Origin of the sequence: Mesorhizobium sp. B2-4-13 (assembly GCF_006658535.1) — a bacterium.
Taxonomy (GTDB): Bacteria; Pseudomonadota; Alphaproteobacteria; order Rhizobiales; family Rhizobiaceae; genus Mesorhizobium; species Mesorhizobium australicum.
In genome coordinates, this window is sequence record NZ_VFVB01000010.1 from 180690 (window position 1) to 194597 (window position 13908).

Annotated in this window: 13 protein-coding genes and 1 pseudogene; 5 read left to right on the top strand and 9 right to left on the bottom strand. The window is 64.5% G+C overall.

Features of this window, described 5'->3' with window-relative positions; genetic code table 11:
- Window positions 1–18: 18 nt before the first annotated feature.
- Window positions 19–453 (bottom strand): hypothetical protein, encoded by a 435-nt coding sequence (locus tag FJ936_RS24750; protein ID WP_015317242.1) that lies wholly within the window; start codon window positions 451–453, stop codon window positions 19–21.
- A gap of 9 nt (window positions 454–462) precedes the next feature.
- Window positions 463–618, bottom strand: coding sequence for a hypothetical protein (locus FJ936_RS30585; protein WP_181171173.1), 156 nt, complete (start codon window positions 616–618; stop codon window positions 463–465).
- Window positions 619–857: 239 nt separating this feature from the next.
- On the opposite strand from FJ936_RS30585, the gene FJ936_RS24755 reads away from it, so the two are divergent.
- Window positions 858–1745, top strand: a complete 888-nt coding sequence (locus FJ936_RS24755) for a dienelactone hydrolase family protein (protein ID WP_140789239.1) — start codon at window positions 858–860, stop codon at window positions 1743–1745.
- A 9-nt stretch (window positions 1746–1754) separates the two neighbouring features.
- Here the strand turns inward: FJ936_RS24755 and FJ936_RS24760 are convergent, their stop codons facing one another.
- The 3 genes from FJ936_RS24760 to FJ936_RS24770 all read right to left on the bottom strand — a co-directional run bounded on the left by FJ936_RS24760 (window position 1755) and on the right by FJ936_RS24770 (window position 4413).
- Window positions 1755–2201, bottom strand: coding sequence for a response regulator (locus tag FJ936_RS24760; protein WP_015317245.1), 447 nt, complete (start codon window positions 2199–2201; stop codon window positions 1755–1757).
- A complete protein-coding gene (locus tag FJ936_RS24765) occupies window positions 2198–3304 on the bottom strand; it encodes a histidine kinase dimerization/phosphoacceptor domain -containing protein (protein ID WP_181171175.1) in 1107 nt (368 codons plus the stop codon). The genes FJ936_RS24760 and FJ936_RS24765 overlap by 4 nt, the downstream gene beginning before the upstream one ends.
- Before the next feature lie 185 nt (window positions 3305–3489).
- Window positions 3490–4413, bottom strand: a complete 924-nt coding sequence (locus FJ936_RS24770; RefSeq protein ID WP_140789243.1) for a DMT family transporter — start codon at window positions 4411–4413, stop codon at window positions 3490–3492.
- 89 nt (window positions 4414–4502) lie between these two features.
- Between FJ936_RS24770 and FJ936_RS24775 the strand changes: the two genes are divergently transcribed.
- Window positions 4503–4982: an Lrp/AsnC family transcriptional regulator gene (locus FJ936_RS24775; RefSeq protein ID WP_140615683.1), complete on the top strand. Its 480-nt coding sequence runs from the start codon at window positions 4503–4505 to the stop codon at window positions 4980–4982.
- Here FJ936_RS24775 and FJ936_RS24780 read toward each other — a convergent pair.
- On the bottom strand, window positions 4979–5176 hold the full coding sequence (locus tag FJ936_RS24780) for a hypothetical protein (RefSeq protein ID WP_015317249.1): 198 nt from the start codon (window positions 5174–5176) through the stop codon (window positions 4979–4981). The two genes, FJ936_RS24775 and FJ936_RS24780, sit on opposite strands and share 4 nt — an antisense overlap.
- 237 nt (window positions 5177–5413) lie before the next feature.
- Complete coding sequence (locus tag FJ936_RS24785) at window positions 5414–5893, bottom strand: thioesterase family protein (protein ID WP_141907117.1); 480 nt, start codon at window positions 5891–5893, stop codon at window positions 5414–5416.
- Window positions 5894–6054: 161 nt separating this feature from the next.
- Here FJ936_RS24785 and FJ936_RS24790 point away from each other — a divergent pair, with 161 nt between their 5' ends.
- Together FJ936_RS24790 and FJ936_RS24795 are read left to right on the top strand one after the other, a co-directional pair.
- Complete coding sequence (locus tag FJ936_RS24790; protein ID WP_140789247.1) at window positions 6055–7470, top strand: FAD-linked oxidase C-terminal domain-containing protein; 1416 nt, start codon at window positions 6055–6057, stop codon at window positions 7468–7470.
- A gap of 47 nt (window positions 7471–7517) precedes the next feature.
- Window positions 7518–7787, top strand: a pseudogene (locus FJ936_RS24795) (hypothetical protein); the annotation flags it as partial.
- A gap of 19 nt (window positions 7788–7806) precedes the next feature.
- Here the strand turns inward: FJ936_RS24795 and FJ936_RS24800 are convergent.
- The gene (locus FJ936_RS24800) at window positions 7807–8793 is read right to left on the bottom strand and encodes a Dyp-type peroxidase (protein WP_140789249.1); all 987 of its coding nucleotides are present in this window, start codon (window positions 8791–8793) and stop codon (window positions 7807–7809) included.
- A gap of 132 nt (window positions 8794–8925) precedes the next feature.
- Between FJ936_RS24800 and FJ936_RS24805 the strand changes: the two genes are divergently transcribed.
- On the top strand, window positions 8926–12978 hold the full coding sequence (locus FJ936_RS24805; protein ID WP_141907118.1) for an AsmA-like C-terminal region-containing protein: 4053 nt from the start codon (window positions 8926–8928) through the stop codon (window positions 12976–12978).
- Window positions 12979–12987: 9 nt separating this feature from the next.
- Here FJ936_RS24805 and FJ936_RS24810 read toward each other — a convergent pair whose 3' ends face one another.
- A complete protein-coding gene (locus FJ936_RS24810; protein ID WP_141907119.1) occupies window positions 12988–13905 on the bottom strand; it encodes a sigma-70 family RNA polymerase sigma factor in 918 nt (305 codons plus the stop codon).
- Between the last annotated feature and the right edge of the window lie 3 nt (window positions 13906–13908).

Here is a 13908-nt window from a genome sequence, read left to right on the forward strand (position 1 = left end):
GGTCCGGCGAGCCGACGATCAGCCGAGCCCCAGATGGCTCTTTAGGCTCGGCACCGAGCCAAGCACTTGGTTGGTCAGATCGGGGCCCGCGGCCGCCTCGGCCTGCTGGACAAGCGTCTCGCCAGCCTTCTGGATCTGCGCCAAGTCGAGGCCGGAGGCCTTGAGCGCCGCGAGGCCGTTGACCAGCGCGCCGGCCTTTTCGCCGAGAACGCCGCCAAGCGCGCCCTGCAGCGACGACAGGAAGCCGCCACCGCCGCCGGCCGGGGCGGCCATGACGTCATATTTCTGCGCCAGCGCATCGGCGCCCGGAATCTTGGCGAAGAAGGAGGAGGCGCTGGTGCCTTCGGCCTCGTGCTCGAGCACCGAGAAAATGGTGCCGACGACCTTTTCGGTCGTGGCCTGGTCGAGACCGGCCTTCTGCGAGACGGTGTTCACGATGTCCTGAACGTCCATGACTTCACCTCAACTTTGGGTTTTCAAGTTCGCGGGCTGGCGCTTGCGGCTGCGGACCCTGACCATGGACTTGCGGCTTGCCGCGACAACGGCCGCGCGCATCGCCAGAACGGCCGCCACTGCTGCCACGAAGGCGGTTGCCAGGATCGGCGACGGCATGGTCATCGGCATTGTTCCTTTCAGATCGGGCCTATAGGACCGAGGGCGACCGGCCAGCCAGTTTCCCCCACTATTGTGGCAGCGCCATCAAGATTTGTCACCGATGACAAAAACGTGATGATCCTCGGCCGACCGACGGCCGCGAGGCAGCGAGATGTCACGCTCCGGTGACTGGACGATGAGAGGCTCGCCCCTATCTTGCGACCGGCAAGGACACCGCAGTCGCGACGAGATCGGGGAAGCCCATGGCCGACGTCACCACCAAACCCGTCATCACCCAGGCGATGATCGATGCCTATGACGAATACACGCATCTGACACTGGATCGCCGCCGCTTCATGGAGCAACTGACCAGGCTTGCCGGATCGGGCGCGGCGGCCGCCGCGATCGCGCCGATGCTGGCGGCGAACTCGGCCCAGGCGGCGATCGTCGCCGACAACGATGCCCGCGTGAAGGGCGAGGACATCACCTATCCCGGCAGCGGCGGCGAGATGAAGGGCTATCTGGTCAGGCCTGCGGACCAGGCCGGCAAGCTCGGCACGGTCGTCGTCATCCATGAAAACAGGGGACTCAACCCGCATATCCGCGACGTCGCCCGGCGCGTGGCGCTGGAAGGGTTCGTGGCGCTCGCGCCGGATTTCCTGTCGCCGCTCGGCGGCACGCCCACTGACGAGGACAAGGCGCGCGACATGTTCGGGAAGCTCGACCCGGCGCAGACCGTGGCCAATGGCGTGGCGACGGTCGCCTTCCTCAAGGGCGACAAGGACGGCAACGGCAAGGTCGGCGCCATCGGCTTCTGCTGGGGCGGCGGCGCGGCCAACATGCTGGCCGTCAATGCGCCCGACCTTGCCGCGAGCGTCGCCTATTACGGCATGCAGCCGAAGGCCGCCGACGTCTCGAAGATCAAGGCCGCGTTGCTGCTGCACTATGCCGGCCTCGACGAGCGCACCAATGCCGGCATCGATGCGTTCAAGAAGGAACTCGATGCCGCGCATGTCGAATACACGGTCTATGTCTATGAAGGCGCCAACCATGCCTTCAACAACGACACCTCGGCGGCGCGCTACGACAAGAAGGCGGCCGACCTCGCCTGGGGCAGGACGATCGCCTTCCTCAGGCAGAAGCTGGCATGACCATCGCCTTCAGGCCGCCGGCGCCCAGATCGTCTTGAAGGCCGGCGACAGGGTGAAGCCCGCCGGGCGCTCCGATTTCGGCGGCGGGCGCCGCACGCCTTCCTGCAAATAGCGCAGGGCAGAGGTCAGCCCGTTCATCGTGTAGGGCTTGGCGATGACGCCGATCGCACCGGCGAAGTGGTCGGGGATGCGCTTCGGGTTGGCGGTCATGAAAATGACCATCGAGTTCTTTCTGTCGCCAATATATTCGGCAACGTCGATGCCGGTCGGGCCGTCGGTGAGATGGATGTCGACAAAGGCGATATCGGCCTGCGTGGTATCGACCATGTCCTTTGCTTCGGCGAGCGATGTTGCCCAGCCGACGACGCTGTGCCCGGCGTCCTCGACCAGGCTCTCCAACTCCATGGCCAGCAGCGCCTCGTCCTCGACGATCAGGACCTTGAGCGGTTCAATCATGACAGGTTCCCTTTGTGCTGTGGTCCATTGGGCATCGAGATGACAACGCGAGTGCCGGGACCGGCATCGCGCCACTCGATGTCGGCACGCAATTGGCGGGCAAGCGACTTGATCAGCCGCATGCCGAAGGAGGCGTCGCCATTGGCGCCCGCCATGCCGACGCCGTCATCCGAGACCTCGATGTTCAAATGGCCGTCCGGCTGGCTCATCTTGATGCCGATGCTGCCCGATCTCGTGCCGTCGGGCTTTTCCTTGAAGGCATGCTTGAGCGCGTTGGTGACGAGTTCGTTGACCATCAGCGCCACCGGCGTCGCCTTCTCGGCCGGGACGACGACGGGCTCGAGATCGAGTGTCGGGTTGATTTCCGAACGTCCCGAAGCAGTCAGCAGGTCGGAGATGAGATCCTTGGCGAAGTCGGAAACATCGAACTTGCTGACATCCTTGGACTGGTAGAGCCGGCGGTGCACGGTGCTGAGCGCCTCTATGCGCTCCAACATCGTGCCAAGCGAGCGCTTGAGGTTCGCGTCGGAGACGGTGCGGCTCTGCATGAGGATAAGCGAGGAGATCATCTGCAGATTGTTCTTCACCCGATGATCGACCTCATGCAGCAGCGTGGTCTGCGCCTCAAGCGCCGCTTCGAGCTCAGCCGTGCGTTCCTTGACGGCCTTTTCGAAACGCTCCTTGTCCGCGGTGATGCGATTTTCCCAGAGCTTCCGGTCGGAAACATCGAGTTGCGAGGCGAAGAAGAACTGCATTTCGCCTTTGTCGTTGGAGACGGGGCTTATGTAGAGCGCGTTCCAGAAGGTCGACCCGTCCTTGCGGTAATTCAGGATATCGACACTGATGTCGGTTTCATCGGCGATCGCGGCGCGTATCTGAGCGATCGCTTCCTTGTCGCTCTCCGGCCCCTGCAGGAAGCGGCAGTTCCTGCCGAGAACCTCGTCGCGCTCATAACCCGTCAGGCGCAGGAAGGCGTCGTTTGCAAAGACGATCGGATTGTCCTGCCGGCGCGGATCGGTAATGATCATCGACATGCGCGTGGCGCGGATGGCCGCCGCGAAGGGGTCGCCCTTGCCGTGCTCGACATGAAGGTCGTCGGTCATGTGCCATGCGTCCGCCGGCTCCCTGGTCCGTTTCCGTTCCATAGCGTCGCTCCAAGCCATTTTTCGCGGGAGACAACGGCTCAAAGTAGAATTTGGTTTCAATCTCGGCTGGCCTGTTGCAGTTCGTCGCAGGCGGGAACCGATGGAGGCTTTCCGCAACCGACCGCGAGGAAGGGGTTTCCCGGCTAGCCAGCCGAGGCCGGCCTGTGAAGCGCGACGCCGGCCACGACCAGCGCGATGCCGAGGCAATCGGACGGACCGGGTACCTGGCGCAGCACGACGACGCCGATTAGCGTTGCGGTGACCGGCAGCAGCGACAGCATCAGCGCGAAACTCGCACGCGGCAACCGCGCCATGGCGAGCTGGTCGCATACGTATGGAATGACCGACGAGCAGATGCCGACGCCGATGGCGGCGACGAGCAGCGGCGGCGACAAAAAGGCGGGCAGGGCGTCGGCGAAGCCAACGGGCAGCACGACGACGAAAGCGACGGGCATGGCCGCACCCAGGCCGGCGATGCCGTCGCCGGCGCCCGCGCGGGCGACACGGTGGCCAAGCACGATGTAGCCGACAAAGAGCGCGCCGTTGAGGAAAGCCCAGACCAGCCCGACCGGGTCGCTTGCCCATTTGACATCGATCAGCAGCAAGGTGCCGGTCACGGCGATGGCAAGAGCGGCCAGATTGCGGGCGCTTCTGAGGCCGGCGAGCGCGACGCCGATGGTGCCGGCGAATTCGATCGCCGCCACCAGCGAGATCGGCAGGCGGTCGAGCGCCAGGTAGAACGAACAGTTCATCACCGCCAGGCAAGCACCGAAGGCAACGAGCAGGAGCCGCGTCGGAGGATCGGCGCTGGCGAAGGTTCGCCATGGGCGGGTCAATGGCGCGAAGACCAGCGCCGCGGTGGCTATGCGCAGCCAGGCCATGCCGAGCACGCCGACTTGCGCAAAAAGCAGCACGGCGAAGGCCGGGCCGAGATAATGAAAGACAGCGCTGACAGCGAACCAGATATGAGGCGGCAATCTTGTCGCGAGCCCGGCGAGCGCGGGGCCGGCAAAGGCCGGGGTGGCAGCGGCAGGGCTGGTATGCGGGGCTTGCCTCTGGTCATCCATGGGATCAGTATCGTAGCCGATCCTCCCTATTCATATGGATGATGACCAGCTTGACCCATCATTCCTTTCCCGGAAGCAAGGAGTTTTCCATGAAACGCCTTCGAAACGAAAATGCCGACATCGACGCGGCCGACATGAAGATCCTGCGCCTGCTGGAAGAGGACGCGCGCATCAGCACCGCGGAGCTGGCCCGTTCCGTCGGCCTGTCTGCGCCGAGCGTGGCGGAGCGCATCAAGCGGCTGCAGGAGAACGGCGTGATTGAGGCCTATTGCGTCAGGATCAACCCGGCGGCGCTTGGCCTGAAACTGTCCGCGTGGCTGCGCATCCGGCCGGTGCCTGGGCAATTGTCAGTCGTGGCCGAGATCATCCGTGAGTTGCCGGAGATCGCACAATGCGACCGGGTGACCGGAGAGGACTGTTTCATCGCGCTGGCGCATGTCGGCTCGGTCGCCGAACTCGAACGGGTGATCGACCGCATCATCCCCTATGCGATGACCAACACGGCGATCATCCAGTCGTCGCCGGTGATCGCGCGCTCGCCGCTGGCGGCGATCAGGCAACGGCGCTAAGCGTGGCCGCGCTTCAGGCGGGCGCGCTTCAGGATGCTGCGCCAGCGGATCATGTCGAACGGGATCGGTTCGTTGTTGTTGGCGATGTGAAAGATCTCGTTGTCGACATTCTTGAGCGAACGCCAGAAATCGTAGTCCGATATGCGCGGATCGGCCGCCAGCCTGTCCACCTCGACCTTAATGTCGGTTTTCATGCACGTTCCTCGAACCGGCTTCGCCGCGCCGCCCGCTAAAACAACCCTGTGCGGACGTTTTCGACCGCTCCGCTGAGTCGTTCAACGGCTCAAATGGCTTGTTCCCGTTAAATCCTCGGTAAGGTTAATGCGGGTGCGAGGTGGCTTCAAGCACGCGTGCCAGCCGATTTGAGGAACCCGGCGATTTTGGATCGCGGGTGTGGCTTTGAGGCCAGACCCGGTCGCCTGGGCTTCGCCCTATTTGCGCTTGATGCCGATCGAACGGCCGGCGCGCTCGGGCATCGGGAGCACGGAGTGGGCGGCGCGCATGGCTTCGATCCTGGCCAGTACATCGGCGGGAAAGGGCGCCACCTTCGGCCCCGACATGTCGACATGCAGCGACAAGGTCTCGGACGTGGCGGCGAGCCAGCCGTCGACATGGCGGATTTCCTGATAGGCCCGCAGCCGCTTCTCGTCATGGTCGATGAGCTGGAAGGAGACCGTGACCTTGTGGTCGAGATGCAGCTCCCTGACGTAGCAGACATGGACCTCGGCGGTGTAGATGGTGAGCCGCCGCTCTTTCACATAGTCCAGCCCCATGCCCATCGCCTCGAAGGCCTCGTCCGAGCAGCGGTCGAACAGCACGTTGTAATAGGCCATGTTGAGATGGCCGTTATAGTCGATCCAGTCCTTCTCGATGTCCATGGGCCTGGAGACGAAGGGGGCGGGAATGGACATCGAAACTTCCTTGTTCTGGTGCTGGACAGAGTAGCCGGTGAGTGTCTTTACATTCTGACGCAATTTCGGATGGAAAACCGCTTCACACTTTTCCTGAAATTGCTTTAGGCATCCATACTCGCATAACAAGCGTGGGCGCTGGTCCATTCGCGGAGGAATTTATGGCTCTGAGCGACCTCAATCCGGTCGAACGCAACGAGGAAGGCATCGCGGCGGTGCTTGGCATCCTCAAGCAGCGGCTGGGCGAGCGCTTCCAGACCGGACAGGCCATCCGCTCGCAGCACGCGCATACGACCACCTATATTCCGACGCAGGCGCCCGACGGCGTCGCCTTCCCGGAGACGACGGCCGAGGTGCAGGAAATCGTGCGTGCCTGTGCCGCACACCGTGTGCCGGTGATCGCGTTTGGCGTCGGCTCGTCGCTCGAAGGCCACACCAATGCGCCGGGTGGAGGCATTTCGGTCGATACGTCGCGGATGAACCGCATTCTTTCGGTCAATCCGCAGGATCTCGACTGCACGGTGGAGCCGGGCGTCACGCGCGAGGACCTGAACCGGCATCTGCGCGATACCGGCCTCTTCTTCCCAATCGATCCGGGCGCCAATGCCTCGCTCGGCGGCATGGCGGCGACGCGGGCGTCCGGCACCAATGCGGTGCGCTACGGGACGATGCGCGAGAACGTGCTGTCGCTGACCGCCGTCATGGCCGACGGCGAGACGGTGACGACCGGCAAGCGGGCGAAGAAGAGTTCGGCCGGCTACGACCTGACCCGGCTGCTGGTCGGCTCCGAGGGCACGCTTGGCATCATCACAGCACTGACCTTGAAGCTGCAAGGCATTCCGCAGGCGATCTCGGGCGGCGTCTGCCCGTTCCCGAGCGTCGAAGCGGCCTGCAACGCCGTCATCGCGACGATCCAGATGGGCATTCCGGTGGCGCGCATCGAACTGGTCAACGCGCTGCAGATGCGGGCGATGAAGACCTATTCCAAGCTCGATTATCCCGAGAGCCCGTGCCTGTTCGTCGAGTTTCATGGCAGCGACGCCGGCGTTGCCGAACAGGCGGAGACCTTTGGGATGATCGCGGAAGAAAATGGCGGCGGGCCGTTCCTGTGGACCAGCGTTGCCGAGGAGCGCACCAAATTGTGGAAGGCCAGGCACGACGCCTACTGGGCGTCGCTGACCTTGCGGCCGGGCGCCAAGGGGCTGTCGACCGATGTCTGCGTACCGATCTCGCGCTTTGCCGAATGCGTCATGGAAACCGAGGCCGACATTGCCGAGATGGGACTTATCGCGCCCATCGTCGGCCATGCCGGAGACGGCAATTTCCACGTGCTGGTGCTGATGGATGTCAACGATCCCAAGGAAATCGCGCTGTCGGAAAAATTCGTGGCACGGCTCAACATGCGGGCGATCGCCATGGAGGGTACCTGCACCGGCGAGCACGGCATCGGGCAAGGCAAGATCGGGTTCCTGCGCCACGAACTCGGCCATGGCGTCGACATCATGCGCACGATCAAGCAGGCGCTCGATCCGCAAAACATCATGAATCCGGGCAAGATCCTGCCTGACGCGGGCTAAGGGCATCGCGAACAGCGCGTCTTGACCGCGCCGCCATTCGGGTCGAGGCGGTGCTGGCCATGGCGATGCGGCGGCTGAACGGCGAGGCCGAACGGCGGCGCCAACTGGCGGCCCGCACTTCGCTGGTCGACAATGCGCGCAAGGCGCTGGCCTTGAAGCAGAAAGCTCCGGACGGTCCCACGCACAATTCGCGCACCGCCCACGAGGGCATGCGGGCCGTGGCCAACCAGAAGGTTCCAAATCTTGTTCGGCCGGCCGAACTCGGCCGCCAGCGCAAGGCGGCCAATGTGGCGCAGGCGAAACGCGACGCACGCTAAGGGGCCGTCAACCGCCGCTCTACCCTGCAGCGGAAAGCTGCTCCCGGGCGTCCTGCGCAAGCGTCTGCAGCATGGGGCGGGTCGGGGCGAAGAAGGTCGTGCCGGTGTGCGGCGTGGAGACATCGAGCAGCCGGTCGTAGGCGCCGGGCGGGTCGCCGACATACATGCGCTGCAGCATTTTCTCCGTGACCCAGAGATATCTGCTGTAGCCGATGAAGTAGGTGCCGAATTCGTTCTGCCCGGGCCTGCCGAACGGCATGTTGTCACGCAATATGTCGTGTTCGTTGCCGTCGGCATCGACCACGGTGGCCAGCGACTTGTGCGATTTGCGCGGCGCGTCGTCATCGTCGATTTCGATGTTGTCGATCTTGGTGCGCCCAATGATCGCCTCCTGCTTGGGCGTGGGAATGCGCGCCCAGGCCTGCATGTCGTGCAGATATTTCTGGACCACGACATAGCTGCCGCCGGCGAAATCGGCATCCTCGTCACCGACCAGCGCCGAGGCGGGCAAATCGAGGCCGGCCGGGTTGGCGGTGCCGTCGACGAAGCCGAGCAGGTCGCGGGCGTCGAAATAGCGAAAGCCGATCACTTCGTCGACGACGCTGACGCCGGGACCAAGCCTGTCGAGCAGGATACGCTCGAATTCGAAGCACATGTCGGGCCGCTCGGCGCGGATGTGAAAGAGCAGGTCGCCCGGTGTCGTTGGCGCCGAATGGACCGCGCCCTTGATCGGCGCGAACGGCTTCAGTTCCAGCGGCCGCCGGCCGGGGCTGAGCCGGTCCCAGAGATCGCGGCCGATGCCGGCGATGCAGGACAGGCGCCCGCCGAGATCGCGGAATCCGACAGTCTTGACCAGATCGTCGAGTTCGCCGAGCACGGAACAAACCCTGGCCAGAGCCGGCTGATCGCCGGCGACGGTGCCGACAAGGAAAATCGCCGACTGCGATAGCGGGGCATCGACACTCTGCGCATCGATCGGCACGCGATCCCAGTTCTTGCCCGACATCCGAGAATCTCCACTTTCCCCGGATTTGTTTCAGATCGTCCGACATGACGCAACACGGGATGAATTGCCTCTTTATAGACACGCGGATGCGGGTAGAGTGCGGCGGAATTGCAATCAACCTGTTCGGAGCTGATGCTCGCACGCCTGTTCGTGATCTTCGGTGGCCTGTTCGTGCTGGTGCTGCTTGCGGCGCTGGTGGTGCCGCATTTTATCGACTGGACCGGCTACCGCGCCGAGTTCGAGCGCGAGGCAAGCGCCATCCTCGGCCGCAAGGTAACCGTGCAGGGCGACGCCACGGCAAGGCTGCTGCCGTTTCCCTCGGTGACCTTTTCCAACGTCGCCGTCGCCGGTGGCCCCGACGGCCAGCCGGCCATGACCGTCGAGACGTTTTCGATGGACGCGGAACTGGCACCCTTTCTGCGCGGCGAGGTGCTGATCTTCGACATGCGGCTGGTGCGGCCGAAGGCGACCATCGACATCGCCGCCGACGGAACCGTCGATTGGGCCATGCGCCCGTCCTCGCCCTTCGACCCCGGCCAGGTCTCGATCGAGAAACTGACTGTGACGGAAGGGCAGATTGAACTGCGCCATGCCGCCGGCGGCCGCAGCCACATCTTTTCGGAGATCAACTCGACCATTTCGGCCAAGTCGCTGGCCGGTCCGTGGCGCATGGATGGCACGTTGCGGCTGGACGGGTTGCGGACCACGGTCGCGGCGTCGACCGGCAAGGCCGAACCCTCCGGGCAGATGCGGTTACGGGTGAAGGCGGATCCCGACACCTATCCGCTGGTCATCGAGACCGACGGCAATGCCGGCATCGTCAACGGTGCCGCCGTCTATTCCGGCCAGTTCAAGATTTCGGGCGCGGACAAGGATAGCGCGGGCAAGAATTCAGCCGAGTTGCGCGGCACGGACGGCGAGACGGTGAAAGTCAGCACCGGCAAGTCCGATCCGGGCTTCCGGCTGAACGGCAAGTTCTCGCTCGATCACCAGAAGCTTGGCGTCGACGAATTCCGTTTCGAGACCGGTCCGCTCGACAATCCCTACACCGCCGATGGCAAGGCCTCGGTCGATCTCGGCCAGAAACCGAGTTTCGCCATCGAGGCCAATGGCGCGCAGGTTCAGTTCGACGAGGCGGTGGGTGCCCAGGCGGGTACGGGCCTGACGCTGGATCAGCGCATCGCCGGGTTGGAACAGGCGCTGCTCGATCTGCCGAAGCCGACCATTCCCGGCACGGTCGAGGTCAAGTTGCCGGCGGTGGTGGCCGGCGACACGACGGTGCGGGATGTTCATCTTTCGGCCGAGCCGGTCGGTGACGGTTGGTCGGTGAAATCGCTGGCCGCGACCTTGCCCGGCCGCACCAAGCTGGAAGCCGATGGCAATGTCATGCTCAACGTACAGGGCCATTTCGGCTTTACCGGCTCGTTGCTGCTGGCCGTGGCGCAGCCTTCGGGTTTTGCCGCCTGGCTGTCGAAGGATGTCGACGAGGCGATCCGCCGTCTGCCTGCCGCCGGTTTCAAGGCCAAGGTCGATCTCTCGGAAAATCATCAATCCTTCAGCGATCTCGAACTGATCCTCGGCAAGGCGAAGTTTTCCGGCCGCATCGATTCCAGCCAGCCCGAAGACGCAAAGCCATCTGTGCTGATGCGGCTCGAGGGCGGCGATCTCGATGTCGATGGGCTGGCGGCCTTCGCCTCGATCTTCGTCAGCGACAAGGGCGCCAACCGTTTTGCCGACAGCGACCTCGATTTCCAGATCAAGGCCGGCCCTGTCAGCGCCGGCGGCTTGACCGCCGACACGGTCGATACCGCGCTCAGGCTGCGCGACGGGCTGCTCGAAATCGACCGGCTGTCTGTCGGCGGACTGGCCGGTTCTTCGATCAGCGCCACCGGCCGCATCAAGGATTTTCCTGCGAGCCCGACCGGCAAGCTCGACGCCTCGGTGGTGGCAGTCGACCTCAAACCGCTGATCGATGTCGCAGCACGGCACTATCCGGACAATGCCGTGCTGAAGGGGCTCGCAGACCGCGCCGCGGCCTATCCCGACTTGTTCCAGGACGCGCGCGTCGACCTCGTGGCCAGTGCCGCCGACAATGGCGACGGCACCACGGGCCTGGCGGTGAGCGGGCAAGGCAAGGCCGGCGGCTCGTCCTTTTCGGCGTCGCTGTCGGGAAAGGGCGCGGTGGACAGGCTTGCCGACGCGCCAGTGACACTGACTTTCAACGCCAGGAACCCGGACGCAACCGCCTTGCTCGCGCTCTACGGCCTGCCGGCGCTGCCGCTCGGCATGCTGGGTGAAGCAAGCACCGACATCCAGGCCAAGGGTACGCTTTCCGGCGGCCTGGCGACGAGCTTCAGCCTTGCCGGCAATGACTTCAAGGCCGGCTTCGAGGGGGTGGTCGCCGACACGCCGCAAGGCCCGACGGCCAAGGGCAAGATCAACCTCGACGCCTCCGACATCGAGCCGTGGCTGATGACGACGGGCATCGGCCTCCCCGGCATGGGCGCCGGCATGTCGACATCGCTGGCCGTGCAGGCCGATTACGGCAATGGCCTGCTGGTGCTCTCCGGGCTCAGCGGCGCCATCAACGAGGCGGCTGTGTCCGGCGACATCAACCTCGATGTCAAGCAGGGGGTCGACGGCAAGGACGGCGTGCCGCACCTGGCCGGGGCGCTGGCGCTCGACGAACTCGACCTCGATCCGATGGCGGTGGCGCTGTTTGGCGATTCCGCTTTTCTCGTGGACAAGAACGGGTCCGGCAAGAGTGACAATGCCGACAAGAATAACAGGGCCGACAAGAATGACAGGGCCGACAAGAATGACAGGGCCGACAAGAATGACAGGGCCGACAAGAATGACAAATCCGGCGCGTGGCCGTCGGCGCCGTTCAGCCAGAAGTCCAGCCTGCCATTCACGGCCGATCTCGACCTGACCACGGCTTCGCTGACCGTCGGCCCGCTCGCCACCGCCTATGACGCGGCCCTCTCGCTCAAGCTCGACCCGGAAGGCATTCGGGTCACCGATCTCAAGGCCAAATTCCTCGGCGGGGCGCTCTCCGGCCTGTTCGAGCTGAAGAACAATGACGGTACCGGGCTTTTCACCGGACAGATGAAACTGGCGGGTGCCGATCTGGCTGATGTCTTGCCGGATGCGGGCATCGGCGGCAGCGGCGATTTCTCGACGACGCTGTCGACCAGCGGCAAATCCGTCGACGCGATGATTGCCGCTCTATCGGGATCCGGCACGGCGACGCTGAAGGGCTTGCGGATCGCCGGCGTCAATCCTGACGCGTTCGGCGCTTTCCTGGCCAAGGCGGATGCAATCGGACGCGATATCGACGCCGCCAAGACGGCTGGTTTCGCGCCTGACATAGCCGCCGACGGCAGCTTCGCCGCCGGGAATGCCGAGGTCGCCTTCACGATTGCCGGCGGCACGCTCAGGGCGCCGCCGATCAGCCTTGAAAACCCGGCGGCGACGTTGTCGGCCGACATCACGGCGGATCTCAACGCCAGCACGGTTTCCGCCAAGGGCGCGGTCACCTATCGGCCTGGCGACGAAGCGCTGGTCGGCTCCGAGCCGGCCGTGAATTTCACCGCCGAGGGGCCGTTCGGTGCCGTGAAACGGCAGTTCGACAGCGAGCCCCTGGCGCAATTCCTGACCCAGCGTGCGCTAGAAAAAGAACAGCAGCGCGTCGAGGCGATGCAGGCCGCGCTGCTGGAGAAACAGCGGCTGCGACGCGAAGTGCGCTATTACGCGGCCCTTCAGGATGCCCGCGACAAGGCCGCCGAGGAGCTGCGCCAACAAGAGGAAGCGGCGCGCCTGAAAGCCGAGGCCGACGCCAAGGCGAAAGCGGAGGCCGACGCTCAGGCCAAGGCCGAAGCGGATGCCAAGGCAAAGGCCGACGCGGAAGCGGAAGCAAAAGCCAAGGCGGATGCCGAGGCCAAGGCGGCGGCGGAACAGCAGGCAGCGGACGAGGCGGCCAAGGCGCAGGCCGAGCAGGAGCGCCAGAAGGCGGAGGAGGCGATGCGCATTGCCTCCCAGGAAAAGGCCAGGCTCGAAGCCGAGCGCAAGGCGGCGCAACAGGCACCCAAGGCCGAGCAGGTGCCCGCCAACGACAATCCGCCTCCAGCCAAGCCGAAAGCCAATCCATTCACGGTCGACAATCTGTTGAAGTCACTGCAGTAGGCAGCAGGGCTAGGCTTTCCGGTTGGTCACCCGCCGGGCAATCGTCTCAAGAACGAACGTTTCGGCGCCGTCGGCGACGTATCTGGCGTGGCGGAAATCGCGGATGGCGGCAAGCTTGCCGCCCTGCCAACCCAGCAGGATGAAGTATGCCGGCGCTGCCGTCGGGTCGTTGGGATCGCGCACGAGGATTGCCGGACGGTCCTCGACGAAACCAGGCTGGAAATGCCAGTCCTGCACCCGGGAATAATTGCCGAAATAGGTGGCCACCTCCTTGCGGCCGTTGAGCCTTGCCCTGGCCACCAGTTCCAGCCGCACTTCGTCGGCCAGCATGTCTCGCACGGCGTCGAAGTCGCGGGCGTTGAAGCGATCGACATAGGCGTCGAGCAACAGGCGCTCCGACGCACTCAGCCTGGGAACAGGACGATCGTCCTGTTCGTCGGCGAGCTCACGCAGCCGGCCACGGCCACGATGCAGCGCTGCCTTGATCGCGGGGATGCTGGTGTCGAGCATGGTGCTGATTTCCCGCAGCGAATAGCCCAGCACATCCATCATGATGACGCTGCTTCGCTGCGCGACGGGAAGGCGCATGAAACTGTGCAATCCGGCTGCCGCAGCCTGCCGCTCGGCGATGGAATTTGCCGGGTCGGCGATCATGTCCGGCTCCTCCTCGGAGAAAGTCTTCTCACGGGCGCGGCGGCGCAAAAAGTCGAGCGCCGCATTGTGGGCGATGCGAAACAGCCAGCCTTCGGGATTGGCGATCGGGACGGTGCCGGCCAAGGCCTCGAATGCCTTGGCCAGCGCCTCCTGCACGACGTCCTCGCCATCGATGACCGAGCCTGTCATCCGGGCGCAGTAGCGATGCAGTTTGGGGCGCAATTCGCCGAACAAGCGGTCGAAAGGCTCTGGGATCTCGCCTGGATTGTTCATGCA

What these genes read in the sequence shown, in the direction of transcription:
- FJ936_RS24755 (WP_140789239.1), top strand. Translation starts at nt 858, where the DNA reads ATGGCCGACGTCACCACCAAACCCGTCATCACCCAGGCGATGATCGAT.
- FJ936_RS24810 (WP_141907119.1), bottom strand. Translation starts at nt 13,905, where the DNA reads ATGAACAATCCAGGCGAGATCCCAGAGCCTTTCGACCGCTTGTTCGGC.
- FJ936_RS24805 (WP_141907118.1), top strand. Translation starts at nt 8,926, where the DNA reads ATGCTCGCACGCCTGTTCGTGATCTTCGGTGGCCTGTTCGTGCTGGTG.
- FJ936_RS24785 (WP_141907117.1), bottom strand. Translation starts at nt 5,893, where the DNA reads ATGTCCATTCCCGCCCCCTTCGTCTCCAGGCCCATGGACATCGAGAAG.
- FJ936_RS24760 (WP_015317245.1), bottom strand. Translation starts at nt 2,201, where the DNA reads ATGATTGAACCGCTCAAGGTCCTGATCGTCGAGGACGAGGCGCTGCTG.
- FJ936_RS24765 (WP_181171175.1), bottom strand. Translation starts at nt 3,304, where the DNA reads ATGACCGACGACCTTCATGTCGAGCACGGCAAGGGCGACCCCTTCGCG.
- FJ936_RS24800 (WP_140789249.1), bottom strand. Translation starts at nt 8,793, where the DNA reads ATGTCGGGCAAGAACTGGGATCGCGTGCCGATCGATGCGCAGAGTGTC.
- FJ936_RS24780 (WP_015317249.1), bottom strand. Translation starts at nt 5,176, where the DNA reads ATGAAAACCGACATTAAGGTCGAGGTGGACAGGCTGGCGGCCGATCCG.
- FJ936_RS24750 (WP_015317242.1), bottom strand. Translation starts at nt 453, where the DNA reads ATGGACGTTCAGGACATCGTGAACACCGTCTCGCAGAAGGCCGGTCTC.
- FJ936_RS30585 (WP_181171173.1), bottom strand. Translation starts at nt 618, where the DNA reads ATGACCATGCCGTCGCCGATCCTGGCAACCGCCTTCGTGGCAGCAGTG.
- FJ936_RS24790 (WP_140789247.1), top strand. Translation starts at nt 6,055, where the DNA reads ATGGCTCTGAGCGACCTCAATCCGGTCGAACGCAACGAGGAAGGCATC.
- FJ936_RS24770 (WP_140789243.1), bottom strand. Translation starts at nt 4,413, where the DNA reads ATGGATGACCAGAGGCAAGCCCCGCATACCAGCCCTGCCGCTGCCACC.
- FJ936_RS24775 (WP_140615683.1), top strand. Translation starts at nt 4,503, where the DNA reads ATGAAACGCCTTCGAAACGAAAATGCCGACATCGACGCGGCCGACATG.